Source organism: Mycobacterium sp. IDUB_3 (assembly GCF_055419585.1).
The window spans coordinates 1162502-1175391 of the sequence record NZ_JBVAXZ010000001.1; the positions used below are offsets into that span (position 1 = coordinate 1162502).

Consider the following 12890-nt stretch of genomic DNA (forward strand, 5'->3'; position numbering starts at 1 on the left):
CGTCAGAACGCGATGCGCGGCGCGGGTCTCAGCGTTTCGTTGGTCGGTGGCTCACCGGTGCGGTGAATCCTTCGGTGTCATCGAAGAATGCCCATCGCCCGTCGTCGTTGACCTCCATGCGCCAACCCAGCTCGGTATTGCCGCCAACGGAGTTGACGAACCAGGCGTACGCGGCCTCCGCGTTGGCAAAATTCTTCGTCGCCACGACCCGGCCACGTGGGTCGATAACGCGAAACGCAGGCATGGGATGTAAGTATCCCTGCCAGCGAGTTTTCAATCCCAGAAATGGCTTATTTGCGGGTAAACCCCGGGTTACACCGTGCGAGCCAACCGGGCGGCGAGGATCTCGGCAAACCTCGCCGGGTCGTCGAGCGCGCCGCCTTCGGCAAGAAGTGCTGTGCCGTAGAGCAATTCCGCGGTCTCCGCGACCTCAGCGAGCTTAGCGTCGTCGTCCGCGTTCTTTTGCGCCTGGCGCAGGCCGGTGACGAGCGGGTGGTTGGGATTGAGTTCGAGGATCCGCTTGCCCACCGGAATGTCCTGCCCGGAGGCGCGGTACATGCGCGCAAGTGCCGGTGTGATCCCGAAGGCGTCGGTGATCAGGCAGGCGGGCGAGTCCGTCAGGCGGGTGGACAGCCGGACCTCCTTGACGTGGTCGGTCAAGGTGTCCTTCAGCCAGGTGAGCAGGTCGGCGAATTCCTTCTGCTGCTCCTCGCGCTCGGCCTCGCTCTCGTCACCGTCGGCGCTGAGGTCCACCTCGCCCTTGGCGATGGACTGCAGCGGCTTGCCGTCGAATTCCGTCACGGTCCCCACCCAGACCTCGTCGACCGGGTCGGTGAGCAGGAGCACCTCGTAGCCTTTGGCTTTGAACGCCTCGAGGTGCGGCGACTTCAGGATCTGCTGACGTGACTCCCCCGTCGCGTAGAAGATCTGCGTCTGACCTTCCTTCATGCGCTCGACATATTGCGCGAGGGTGGTGGCCTCCTCCTCACTGTGCGTCGAGGCGAACGACGAGATCTGCAGCAACGTCTCCTGGTTGTCGAAGTCCGACAGCAGGCCCTCCTTGACGACTCGGCCGAATTGCGTCCAGAAGGTGCGGTAGTCCTCCGGGCGCTCGGACTGCAGATCCTTGATCGTGGAGAGCACCTTCTTGGTCAACCGCCGCCGGATGGCCTTGATCTGCCGATCCTGTTGCAGGATCTCGCGCGACACGTTGAGCGACATGTCCTGCGCGTCAACGACGCCCTTGACGAAGCGCAGGTATTCGGGCATCAGCTCGTCGCAGTCGCCCATGATGAACACGCGCTTGACGTACAGCTGGATCCCGGTCTGGCCGTCCCGGTTGAACAGGTCGAACGGGGCGTGCGACGGGATGAACAGCAGCGCCTGGTACTCGAAGGTGCCCTCGGCTCGCATCGCGATGACCTCGAGCGGGTCGTCCCACGCGTGTCCGATGTGCTTGTAGAACTCCTTGTACTCCTCCTCGGAGACCTCTTCTTTTGGCCTGGCCCACAGGGCCTTCATCGAGTTGAGGGTCTCGGTCTCGATGGTGACGGTCTCCTCGCCGCCCGCTCCCTCTTCGTCAGAGGCGGGCGGTTCACGTCTCTCGACATCCATCCGGATGGGCCACGCGATGAAGTCGGAGTACTTCTTGACCAGGCTCCTGATCTTGAACTCCGCGGTGTAGTCGTGCAGCTCGTCCTCGGCGTCTTCCGGCTTGAGGTGCAGGATGACCGACGTTCCCTGCGGGGCGTCGTCGACCGATTCGATGGTGTAGGTGCCCTCGCCGCTCGATTCCCACTTGGTGGCGTCGCTCTCGCCCGCCTTGCGGGTGAGCAGCTCGACCTTGTCGGCGACCATGAAGCTCGAATAGAAACCGATACCGAACTGACCGATGAGTTCCTCGGAGGCCGCGGCGTTCTTCGCTTCGCGCAGTTGTTTGCGCAGCTCGGCTGTGCCGGACTTGGCCAGCGTGCCGATCAGATCCACCACCTCTGCCCGGGTCATCCCGATGCCGTTGTCGCGGATGGTCAGGGTGCGCGCATCCTTGTCCACGGCGATCTCGATGTGCAGGTCAGAAGTGTCGACGTCGAGGTCCTTGTTCCGGAACGCCTCCAGCCGCAGCTTGTCCAACGCGTCGGAAGCATTGGAGATCAGCTCCCGCAGGAACGAGTCCTTATTGGAGTAGACCGAGTGGACCATCAGATCCAGCAGTTGCCGAGCTTCTGCCTGAAACTCCAACTGCTCGACGTGCGCGCTCATGAGATTCCCTTCGACAACATGACGTTTCAAATTTACCGAGCCGCCGGCCACTGGTGTTCGGTGGACCCGTCCACTTCGGGGGCGGCCGCCTCTAGGCTGAACGCATGTCTGTTGCGCAACGCGAACGTGCCGCCCTTGTGGAAACCATGCGCGGCGTCGGGCCGGACGCACCCACGCTGTGCGAGGGCTGGCAGACGCGGGACCTGGCCGCCCACCTGGTGATCCGTGAGTACCGTCTCGATGCCGCGCCCGGCATCGTGATTCCCTTCTTCGCCTCCCACACGGAGAAGGTGCAGAACCAGGTGACCGAGCAGAGCGATTGGGACGAGCTGGTCGGCAAGCTCGCCTCCGGCCCGCCGGTCTATTCGCCGCTGAAATTGCTCGACCCGGTGGCCAATGTTGCCGAGATGTTCATCCACCACGAGGACGTGCGCCGCGCGCAGCCGGACTGGCGGCCGCGCACGCTGGAGCCCGCGCTGGCCAAGATGCTGCGGCGCACCCTGCCGTTGATGGCTCGGCTCACCCTCGCAAAGGTGCCCGGCCGGGTGGCGTTGCGCACCTCGGAGGGCAAGACGGTGCTCACCACCGGTCAGGGGCCGGCGGTGACGGTGACCGGGGCGCCCGAGGAGCTACTGCTGTTCTCCGTGGGGCGACAGGCGCAGGTCGACTTCGACGGTGATGCCGCGGCGGTGCAAGCCGTCCGCGATGCGCCCAAGGGGCTATAGGGCCGCCGCTGCCGGCACCATGCCGGCGTCGTGAAACGTGCTAGCGCATGCGGTATCAAAGTTCGTGCTTACCCGAAGGCCTGGCGCAGGTCTTTCTTGATCACCTTGCCGAATTGATTGCGCGGCAGCGTATCGACGACCACCAGGTGCTCGGGGTGTTTGTAGCGGCTGAGGCCCTGTGATTGGCAGTGTCGCACAAGGGATTCCAATGACACAACGTCGGCCATCGCGGGTACCACGACGGCACAGACGCGTTCGCCGGTGCGCGGGTCGGGAATCCCGATGACCGCGACATCGGCCACGGCGGGATGGGTGGCAAGTGCATTCTCGATCTCGAGGGCCGAGATGTTCTCGGCATTGCGGATGATCGCGTCCTTGGTGCGGCCGGTGATGCGGACGTTGCCGTCGGCATCGATCAGGCCGAGATCGCCTGTGCGCAACCAGCCGTCGCTGTCGAACGCATCGGCGTCGAGTGTCGGGTCGGCGTAGCCGAGGAAGCACTGGGGTCCCTTGAGCCGCAGCTCCCCTTCCTGTCCAGGACCCAGCTCGACGCCGTGGCTGTCGACCGCGCGGACCTGGACTCCGGGCACCGGCGGCCCGACGGTATGGTCGAGCACCTCGGGCGCGGCGGTCAGCGGGGGCGAAGTCGCGCAGGGGAACTCGGTCATCCCCCAGGCGTTGGCGATTCCGGCCAGGCCGAAGGTTTCGCGGACCTGGCGCCCCAGTTCGGCGGTGATGGGTGCGCCTCCGGCCAGGCAGCCCCGGAGCGAGGGAAACAGCGGCCGATCCCCTTCGGCGCGTTGGGCTTCGAGGAAGGCGACGAAGAACGGGGTCGCGGTGCCCAGGAACGTCGGATTGTGCGCGGCGATGGCCCACGGCGTGGTGGCCGGATCGAAGGCCTCGAACAGGGCCAATCGCATGCCGGTCAGCAACGCGGTGGCCAGCATCGCGGCCCCACCGATATGTGCTATCGGGAAGGCGATCGGATCCACGTCGCTGCTGTTGGCCCCGACCATGCCCACCACGCCCGCCGAGCCGGCGATGACCGACGTGTCGGTATGACGGATCCCCTTGGGGGCCGCGGTGGTTCCCGAGGAGTAGTAGATCCAGCGGGCGTCGTCGGCGGATGTCGGTGGCGCCGGGAGGGCCTCGGCGCCCGCGCCGGGCAGCCGCAGCTCGCCGGCGGCCGGGGGTGTTGCCAGGTCGAGGGTGATGACCTCGAAGCCCCTGTCCGCCGATAATCCCCGCGCCAGCCCGCCGTGATCGAACCCGCGCCAAAACTCCGGCACCACAAAAAATTCCGTGTCCAGCTGGCCGGTGATGAAGCCGACCTCGCTTTCCCGCAGGATGGGGATGATCGGGTTCTGCACCGCACCGAGTCGCGTGAGTGCGGCCGTCACCACCATGGTTTCCAGCGTGGTGGGCAGCTGCCAGGACACGACGGTGCCCGCGCCAACGCCACGTTCGGCCAGGGCGGCCGCGGTTGCACACGCGGCATCGTGTAGCTGACGCGCGGTCAGGCTGCGTCCGTGCTCATCGGCAAGAAGTGGCCGGCTCGATCCCCGCTGCGCCGCATCGGCGATCAGTGCCCAGAACGTCACCGTGCCTACCCTTCCGACCTCACCCGGCGGACGGATCGGCGGAGGGCGGACGAAATCCCGAGTGCGCGATCGCGACGGACACGCCGGTGCCGATTGGCCCCTTCGCGTCCACCAGGACCGCCGAGCCGTTGGCCACCCCGTCGTGACTGTGATGCGTCAGCGAGGCGAGCCCGATATGGTCGCCCTCGGGCAGCCGGCTGAGCGTGAGCGTGTAGTCGACATTGATGAACTGCAGGGAGTTGGTGCCCCAGTTGGCAATCGAGGCCGTGATGTCACCGGCCATCGCCACGCGGGTGAAGGGGGTGAGCGGTTCGTCGTCGATCAACGGGCGCGTCTCGTGTATCCAGGTGTACTTCGGGCCATCGGTCTGGGGCCAGTCCGGATCGGGGTTCTGCACGTCGGATCCCCAGCCATAGGTTCGCATGAACAGCGTCGAGTAGGCCTCGTCCAGCGGGATCGGGGGCATCTGCACCGGCGGTGACCAGACGTGGCCGTCGGGCTGCGCGCCGCGCCGCAGAAACAGTGCGCTCGCCTGTGCCACCGGGGCGCCGTCCTGGATGATCACGGTCTCGACCAGCCGCAACCGACGTCGGTCCTGTCGCACCTGCGTGTGCACCTCAAGCGGCGCCAACGCCGTTGGCCGGGGCAGATCGACGGTCAACCGCGCGGGTTGCAGTTGCGGATCGTGAACCGCATCCTCGACCGCCCACGCCAGGAGTCCGCCGACGACATGGCCGCTGAGGGACGGGCCCCATCCGCCGCGCGCGATTTTGGTTGGCACGAAATATTTTTCGTCGCGCTCGAAATACGGCGCCGGTCCCGCCCATTGAGCTTCATCCGGCACGATATGGGGTTCGGCCACTGCATGACCCTCCGCGTGATGGGATTGCGGGCTCTGCTGAGGACCGCAACTGTCGATGTTACAGTTGCGCTTCCAGTCGCCGGACGCGCACCGCACCGCGACCACCAGGTCAGCCGATGGCGGCGCCTACCAGATGACCGATCGCGTACGTGATCGCCAACGCGACACTGCCGCCGACGGCGTTGCGCAGCACCGCGCGGCTTTTCGGCGCCCCGCCCAAACCGGCCGAGACCGCTCCGGTGATCACCAGTGCAATCATTACCGCGGCGACGGTGACCGGGACCCGCCACGTCGTAGGCGGGACCAGGATCGCGATCAACGGCAACAACGCCCCAATCGCAAACGAGAGCGCCGACGACGATGCCGCCTGCCACGGGTTCGTCAGCTCCTCGGGGTTGATGCCCAACTCGACCTCGGCGTGGGCGAGCAGCGGATTGTGGTCGGTGAGTTCCTCGGCCACCGTGCGCGCGGTCGCCGGCGTCAGGCCCTTCGCCTCGTACAGCGTGGCGAGCTCATCCAATTCGGCGACGGGATCGTCGCGCAGTTCGCGACGCTCCTGGCTCAACAACGCCTTCTCGGTGTCGCGCTGAGTGCTGACGGAGACGTATTCGCCCAGCGCCATCGACACCGCCCCAGCGACCAGTCCCGCGGTGCCGGCGGTCAATATGGGGGCGCGGTCGGCGGTGGCGGCCGCGACCCCCACGACGATGCCCGCGGTGGAGACGATCCCGTCATTGGCGCCCAGGACGCCCGCGCGCAGCCAGTTCAACTTCGACGACACCGAACCGACGTGGGGTTCGTGCGGGTGTGACGCGCTCGGCACGGCCGCAACCATATAGAGGAAAACCCTGGCCGACTAGCCAACATAGCCTTTCCAAACCAGCCCGCACGCCGGCTGACAACGCCTCGATCCGCGCTCATAACGCCTGGTGCCGACGGGCGCGGCGGTCGCTGCGCGCTGGCGGAGTTGTGTGCCGAACCACCGTAGGGCCGGAGCGTCCGACCAAAAGTTCTGCATCGGCGAGTCACAGCCAGTCCATAGGAAAGCTATCTAGCGTCGGGGTTGTAACGGGGGGTGTTCCAAGGAACTTCCTTGCAAAATCCCTAGTGGATAGGTGAAGCATCATGAAGTTGAAGCAACTTGTCGGAGGGGTGACCGTCGCCGGAGCGCTCAGCGCTGCGGCCCTGGGCATGGGCGCCGGGTTTGCCAACGCTGCTCCCGGAGCGCCACAGCCTCCGGGTAATCACGGCGGGCAGGCGCCCGGTGGCGTCCACCCGCCCACTGGCCCCAACGATCCGGGGGGTCCCGGCGGCCCGGGTGGTCCCGGCGGCCCCGGTGATCACCCCGGCGGTCCCGGCGGACCGCCGCCTGGTGGACCCGGTCACCCGGGTGGCCCGGGCGGTCCTGGTGGCCCCGGCGGCCCCGGCCCCGATCACCCTGGCGGCCCCGGCGGCCCCGGCGATCACCCCGGCGGCCCAGGCGATCACCCCGGCGGTCCGGGCGGACCCGGTGGGCCCGGCGGGCCGTGGCATGGGGACGACCACCGTGGCTACTTCCGCGGCGCACCGTGGGGCGATGGGCCTGGCCCCTGGGGGCCCGGCGAGCCGCCGCGGCCGGCATGGGATCGACCGCTCCCTCCGCCGGGCGGGCACTGGGATTACGGCCCGATCAACTACTGGGGCTACCAGGAAACACCTGTCTGGGATCCCGGTTTCAACCAGTGGGGCTTCTGGCTCTTCGGAGTGTGGATCCCGCTGTGATCGATAGCTGACAAGACGCCCGCTTCGCCGATTGGCGAAGCGGGCGTCATCGCTTGCATACGCTGCCGCTGAGCGGTTTTCGCACCCAGCGCTGTATTCAGCTTTTGGTGCCGACAGTCAACAGGTCGGACACCAGCGCCGTCCACACCGGTCGCGGGATCCGGTGTTGATCGGTGATCACGAACCCGGCGTCTTCGAACAACGTCCGCATCTCGGGCGCGGACGCGTTGTGTTGCGGCTTCCACCGAGAGGCCGCAGATGACTGCAGCCGCGGTTGCCGCGTACTCAGCGCCGAGACGGCTACCAGGCCGCCGGGCGCCAGCACGCGATGGAATTCACGCAACGCCGCCGGCTGGTCGAAGAAGTGGAAGGCCGAGGTCGTCACGACGGCATCGAGAGCGCCGTCGCCGAACGGAAGCTGCTCGGCCGGGCCGCGCATCCACTGCACCCGATCCGACCTGGCACGAGCCTGACCGAGCATGCCGTCGGACATGTCGACGCCATAGATCTCGTCGGGCTGCAGTTCACGCTGGATCCGGTCGCTCAAAATGCCGGTACCGCAAGCGATGTCGGCAATCTTGCGTGCGCCGTGGTTGCGCAGCTGGGCTATCACCTCGTTGTGCGGAGGTCGGTACACCCACTGCTGCAGGAAGGGCAGATCGTATGCCGGCGCGAGGAAACTCCACATCCGCGTGACGGCCTCGTTGAGCCCTCGCCGCTGCGGTGTTGTCATTTGCTCAGTACCGAGCTGTAGTAGATGGTGTCCGCCACCGACACCGAGTCGTTGGTCTGCGGGATCGCGTCAAAACCGGAGTCGGCCAACAACTCAGTCATCCTAATACCGTCCGACTGCCATCCCAGGTTGTCCAGGTAAACGGCGACATCATTGCGCTCGCCCTGGTAGCCGAGCTCGCCGAATTCCAGGTCGAAGCCGTGCTTACGCCATTTCGCGGTGGCCCGTTGCATCATCTCCTGGGCTTTCTCGGTGTCTACCTCTGACATGTCCGGAATAGCTTCGCACGCCAGCCGACTCCCGTCAGCGCTGAGTGCGGTGATGTTGTCCAGCAGGCGATCTTGCGCCTCTGGCGGCAGGTACCCGAAGAGCCCCTCCGCGATCCAGGCGGTGGGCTGGCTCTTGTCGAAGCCGGCTCCTACCAATGCCTTTGGCCAGTCATCGCGCAGGTCGACGGCGACCGTGCGAAGCTCGGCCTGCGGGGAGGCGCCCAGCTGGGCCAGCGTGGCAGCCTTGAATTCGATCACCTGCGGCTGGTCGATCTCGAACAAAGTCATGTCGGCCGGCCACGCCAACCGGTAGGCGCGCGCGTCGAGGCCCGACGCCAGAATCACGGCCTGCCGGATCCCGGCCTGCGTCGCGGCCTGGAAAAACGAGTCGAAGAATCGGGTCCGGGCGGCCATCGCGGCGGGCATGTGTTCGAGCTTCCAGCCCGATTCGTGGTCGTCGACGTCGGCGGCCACCAGGTCGCCGGAGACCCAGCGGGTGAAGAAGTCCACCCCGACGGCACGAACCAGCGGCTCGGCGAAGCGGTCTTCGATCAGCGGGTTGTCGGCGTTGGTCGCGATCGCTCGCGCGGCTGCGACCATCGTCGCGGTCGCGCCCACACTGGTCGCCAAGTCCCAGGTGTCGTTGTCTGTGCGTGGCATGCGGCTGTTGTCCCCCTCGGAATCACAGGTTACTTAGCTGGTATAACGACTGGCGGACACGTGGAGTTCCCACGCCCCGCCGTCCAGCCGGTTCGCCCGTCCGAGCGTCGCGTTGCCGCTGCTAGACGAGGTTTTCTAGTGTGGCCCGGGACGCCCGGGGCCGCCGGGCAGGCCAGGTCCGCCCGGTCCCCCGGGCCCACCGGGGCCGCCGGGCCCGCCAGGCCCACCGGGTCCATTGGCGGCCGGGAGCAAGAACACGCATTGATTCAGATCGACGCTCCAGCCCCAACCTGGGGCGCATTCACCGTCGGCGCGGCCGATCGCCCGCGTGGCGATCACCGTCACCGACAACCCGGCCAACACGAAAGCGACCGCGCCGGTCACGCATCGCCGCAAGTAATGTCTCATCGCCGACCTCACTTCGTCCTTCGGGCAAGGCGGGCGGTGAAGACCGGTCGCATCCGACCAAACCCGCGTCCGTCATTGTGCGGCAATCGGCCCGTTGACGTGCCGAATCTGCGAGCTTGAATCCCGTTTGCCAGCCCGTGCCGTCAGTCGGTCATCAATTCGAAGACCGGAATCAGCCGATCGGTGCGTTGCTGGTATTCGCCGAACCCGGGGGCGCGCTCGACCACCACCGGATAGATCGAATCCCTTTCGTCGCGAGGTAATTCGCGTGCCGTCGCGGGCTTGGCAGGCTCCGAGCCGATCTCGATCGACACCCGGGGGTTGGCGCGAATGTTGTGCACCCATGCAGGATTGTTGTCTCGGCCCGCCGCGGAGCCGACGACATAGATTTTGTCGTCGATATCGAAGTAGGCGATCGGATTGACCCGCTGGGCGCCGCTTCGCGCACCGGTCGACGTCAGGAGCAACAGCGGAAAACCTTCGAATTGCCCGCCAACCTTGCCGCCATTGCGGCGAAACTCCTCGATGTTCTGCTCGTTGAATTCCCGTTCCGAGTTCAGCGCGTCGTCAGCCATTACTCCATCGTGGCATCCGGCGCGGGGCCTCGGCCAGGGGCCACCGCAGTTACGCTGTGCCGCAACATATTCAGCGTGTCCGAATCGGTGTCACTGCCCCGCCGTCGGAGGCGCGGCTTGAACGCTAGTCAGTTCGCTGAGGCCGCTGATTCGCAGCACGGACATCAGGATCGGGTTGGCCAGCAGTTCGATGCGGTCGGCGTGGGCGGCCAGAGCGCTGATCGCGGCGCTGTCCAGGTACTCGACCGCGCTGATGTCTACGAGTAGCGCGTCCTCGCTGCCGGTGACTTGAGTGGCGGCGCCGGCCAACGCCTGGTTGAACGCGTCGATATTGCTCAGGTCGATTTCACCCTCAACGACCAGCACGAATTTCCCGTCGCTGCCGCGCGCGGTGTCGAGCGTGAGCGGGGTGGTCATCAGGTGATCCTCGAAGATAGGTGCACCGTGGTGCCGTCGTTGTCGGGCCGGATGTCGACATCTTGCATGAGGCTTCGCATGAGGGGGATGCCCCGACCGCGGTGCGGGTAGGACGCGGGTTGTGGAGCCTTCCACGAGCCAGTGTCGGTGATGGTCAACTGGACCGCGTCACCGGTTGCGATCGCACCGAGGCGAATAACGCCTTGCGGTCTATGCCGATGGCCGTGCTCGATGGCATTTGCCACGGCTTCCCCGGCGGCCACGAGCACGTTCATTGTCTGATCTGGGCCCAACCGGGCCTTATTCAGCCAGTCGCGCAAGGCGTTGCGGGTGGGCGCAAGCTGGCTGACGTCGGCGGGGAACTTCAGCTCCAACGGAGCCGGGTGGCGATAGAGCAACAGGACAACGTCGTCCTGGTACCCGCCGATGGGCGCGACACAGGACATGACCTGGTTGGCCAGATCGTCCAGTGTCAACGCGCGCGCGTCCTGAGCGACGTCGGCCACACGGGAAATGCCGTGGTCGAGCGGGACACGGCGACGCTCGACCAAGCCGTCGGTGTAGAGCAGCAGCGTCGAACGCGCCGGGATGGTCACGCGGGCTTCCGGGCGGGGCCAGTCACCCTTGACCCCCAAAGCGATGGTGTGGCCGTCGACGAGCATCTGGGTGCTGCCGTCGCTGTGCACCAGGATGGGCGGCGGATGGCCGGCGCTGGAGTAGACCAGTTCACCGGTCTCGGGAGTGAGCACCGCACAGACCGCGGTGGTGCATTGCGCGCCGGGCAGCCGCGCGGCAAAGCGGTCCATCCCCGCCAGAGCCGCACCGGGACTTGGGTTTTCGAGCAACAGCGCGCGACAGGCGCTGCGCACTTGGCCCATCACGGTGGCCGCGGCCAGGCCATGGCCGACACAATCGCCGACGATCAAGGCGATGCGCCCGTCTTCCAGGTCGACGATGTCGTACCAGTCACCACCGACCTGCAAAGGCCGTGTTGCGGCCTGATACCGCACCGCAAACCCGGCCGGCAGATCGGCAGGGCCGAGGATCGCGTGCTGCAGGGCCAGTGCGGTTTCGCGTTGCTGGTCGACCTGGTGCACCCGCTGCAGCCCCTGGCCGAGGCGGCCCGCCAGGACCGTGAGCAAGGTCTGGTCCTCGAGGGTGAACGGCCGCTGCGCGGTCAGATCGATCCAGACGACGAGCACGCCGTCGGGGTGCTGCAGTGCGATGCCCGCCGTCCCGGGTTGCGTCGCGTTGGAGGTGAGCAGGTCGCCGTCGCGTAATGAGCTGAGCGCTTGCTGGGTATGCGGTGGCAGGTCGGCCCACTGTGCCGGCTCGCCGACCGACACGACTTGGGGTTCACCGAACGCCGCTTCGGTGGACGAGCTGTGTGCGGGAAAGGTGACGGCCAGCACCCGGCGTGCCCGCCATAGCCGGCGCAGTTCCTCGGCGGCGGCGCGCAGCGCGTCTTCCACGGTGTCGGCTTGGGCCAATTCCTGGTTGAGCGCGTGTTCGCGACCCGCGGCCAGCGCCAGTGCGATGGCCGCGTGCCGGGCGAAATCGCTGACGAGATCGAGGTAATCGTTGCCGAAGGCGGGCTGGTGCGGGTCGCGTGCGACGGCGATGACGCCGAGCACGGCACCGTCGGCGATCAGCGGCATTACGATCGCCGAGCGTTCGCCGACATCGGTGAATCCCTCGATCGGGTATTCGAAGGACTCAGTGATCAGCGGCAGGCCCCGGCGCGCCACACCGCCAGTGGTCGAGCCGTCCATCGGAACCTGCCGACCAATCACCGCCGAGGAGTACCGGCCCGCCGTCGCGGCAACGACCAGGGTGTCGACCTCCTCGACCGGCCGTTCGGGCTCCTTGGGCACCAGCAAGATCGCCTGCTCGGCACCGGCCAGCTCCAGCGCCCGATTCACGATGAGCTGCAGTGGCCCCGTCTGCGGGTCGCCGGACAACAGCGCGGTCGTGATCTCGCGGCTGGCCTTCGTCCATCTCGCCGATTCGCGCTCTCGCTCGAAGAGTCGGGCGTTGTCGATGGCGGCCGCCGCCGCGGTGGCCATCGCTCGTACGGCGCCTTCCTGAGAGTCGGAGAAGACGCGGCCCGGACGGTCGTCGGCCAGATACAGGGTGCCGAAGTTGGCCGCCCGCACGGTAATCGGGATACCGAGCAGCGCATGCATCAGCGGTTCGTGTCCCGCCAGCTCCGCCGTGTCGGGATGGGTATTCAGATCATCAATGCGCAAACCATCGCCGACCGGCAGGTCGCCGAGCCGCCGCGCGGTATCAACGTCGATTCCCGCATACACGAAAGAAACGAGCGCACCATCGGCGGCGCGTATGCCTAGGGCGGCGTAGCGGGCGCCGGTCAGCTCCATCGCGGCGTTGAGGACCCGCTGCAGCGTCACGTCTAGGTCCAGATCCGAGCCGATCTCGACGATGACCTGCACGAGTTGTTCCATTTGGTCACGCGCCGCCACCAACTCATCGAGCTGGTCATGCATGCGGTTCACCAGTTCGCGCCGGCCCTGCCAGGTGAAGGCGGAGTCACTCCGGTCGCTGCCCATGGACACCAACGGTAGTGGGTCGGGTCTACGGCGATGTCTGGAAGGCAACA

Annotated in this window: 13 protein-coding genes; 2 read left to right on the top strand and 11 right to left on the bottom strand. The window is 66.7% G+C overall.

Features of this window, described 5'->3' with window-relative positions:
• Positions 1 to 28: 28 nt before the first annotated feature.
• Positions 29 to 244, bottom strand: a complete 216-nt coding sequence (locus tag ACZYVJ_RS05060; RefSeq protein ID WP_463830031.1) for a hypothetical protein — start codon at positions 242 to 244, stop codon at positions 29 to 31.
• Positions 245 to 312: 68 nt separating this feature from the next.
• Positions 313 to 2259: a molecular chaperone HtpG gene (gene htpG, locus ACZYVJ_RS05065; protein ID WP_463830032.1), complete on the bottom strand. Its 1947-nt coding sequence runs from the start codon at positions 2257 to 2259 to the stop codon at positions 313 to 315.
• A 104-nt stretch (positions 2260 to 2363) separates the two neighbouring features.
• On the opposite strand from htpG, the gene ACZYVJ_RS05070 reads away from it, so the two are divergent.
• On the top strand, positions 2364 to 2984 hold the full coding sequence (locus ACZYVJ_RS05070) for a TIGR03085 family metal-binding protein (RefSeq protein ID WP_463830033.1): 621 nt from the start codon (positions 2364 to 2366) through the stop codon (positions 2982 to 2984).
• Positions 2985 to 3052: 68 nt separating this feature from the next.
• Here ACZYVJ_RS05070 and ACZYVJ_RS05075 read toward each other — a convergent pair whose 3' ends face one another.
• The 3 genes from ACZYVJ_RS05075 to ACZYVJ_RS05085 form a co-directional block, all read right to left on the bottom strand.
• Positions 3053 to 4585, bottom strand: coding sequence for a class I adenylate-forming enzyme family protein (locus ACZYVJ_RS05075; RefSeq protein ID WP_463830034.1), 1533 nt, complete (start codon positions 4583 to 4585; stop codon positions 3053 to 3055).
• 19 nt (positions 4586 to 4604) lie between these two features.
• Entirely contained in the window at positions 4605 to 5447 is an 843-nt protein-coding gene (locus ACZYVJ_RS05080; RefSeq protein ID WP_463832843.1) for a thioesterase family protein, read from the bottom strand.
• A 109-nt stretch (positions 5448 to 5556) separates the two neighbouring features.
• Entirely contained in the window at positions 5557 to 6270 is a 714-nt protein-coding gene (locus ACZYVJ_RS05085) for a VIT1/CCC1 transporter family protein (RefSeq protein ID WP_463830035.1), read from the bottom strand.
• Between the two features lie 302 nt (positions 6271 to 6572).
• Between ACZYVJ_RS05085 and ACZYVJ_RS05090 the strand changes: the two genes are divergently transcribed.
• Complete coding sequence (locus ACZYVJ_RS05090) at positions 6573 to 7208, top strand: chitin-binding protein (RefSeq protein ID WP_463830036.1); 636 nt, start codon at positions 6573 to 6575, stop codon at positions 7206 to 7208.
• Between the two features lie 97 nt (positions 7209 to 7305).
• Here ACZYVJ_RS05090 and ACZYVJ_RS05095 read toward each other — a convergent pair whose 3' ends face one another.
• The 6 genes from ACZYVJ_RS05095 to ACZYVJ_RS05120 form a co-directional block, all read right to left on the bottom strand.
• Positions 7306 to 7941 (bottom strand): class I SAM-dependent methyltransferase, encoded by a 636-nt coding sequence (locus tag ACZYVJ_RS05095; protein ID WP_463830037.1) that lies wholly within the window; start codon positions 7939 to 7941, stop codon positions 7306 to 7308.
• Complete coding sequence (locus tag ACZYVJ_RS05100; RefSeq protein ID WP_463830038.1) at positions 7938 to 8870, bottom strand: class I SAM-dependent methyltransferase; 933 nt, start codon at positions 8868 to 8870, stop codon at positions 7938 to 7940. Before ACZYVJ_RS05100 ends, ACZYVJ_RS05095 begins: the two co-directional genes overlap by 4 nt.
• A 135-nt stretch (positions 8871 to 9005) precedes the next feature.
• Positions 9006 to 9278 carry a hypothetical protein gene (locus ACZYVJ_RS05105; RefSeq protein WP_463830039.1) on the bottom strand — a complete coding sequence of 91 codons (273 nt, stop codon included), beginning with the start codon at positions 9276 to 9278 and terminating at the stop codon, positions 9006 to 9008.
• Positions 9279 to 9421: 143 nt separating this feature from the next.
• On the bottom strand, positions 9422 to 9853 hold the full coding sequence (locus ACZYVJ_RS05110; RefSeq protein WP_463830040.1) for a nitroreductase family deazaflavin-dependent oxidoreductase: 432 nt from the start codon (positions 9851 to 9853) through the stop codon (positions 9422 to 9424).
• 90 nt (positions 9854 to 9943) lie between these two features.
• A complete protein-coding gene (locus tag ACZYVJ_RS05115; protein WP_463830041.1) occupies positions 9944 to 10270 on the bottom strand; it encodes an STAS domain-containing protein in 327 nt (108 codons plus the stop codon).
• Positions 10270 to 12840 carry a SpoIIE family protein phosphatase gene (locus ACZYVJ_RS05120; protein WP_463830042.1) on the bottom strand — a complete coding sequence of 857 codons (2571 nt, stop codon included), beginning with the start codon at positions 12838 to 12840 and terminating at the stop codon, positions 10270 to 10272. The genes ACZYVJ_RS05115 and ACZYVJ_RS05120 overlap by 1 nt, the downstream gene beginning before the upstream one ends.
• Positions 12841 to 12890 lie beyond the last annotated feature (50 nt).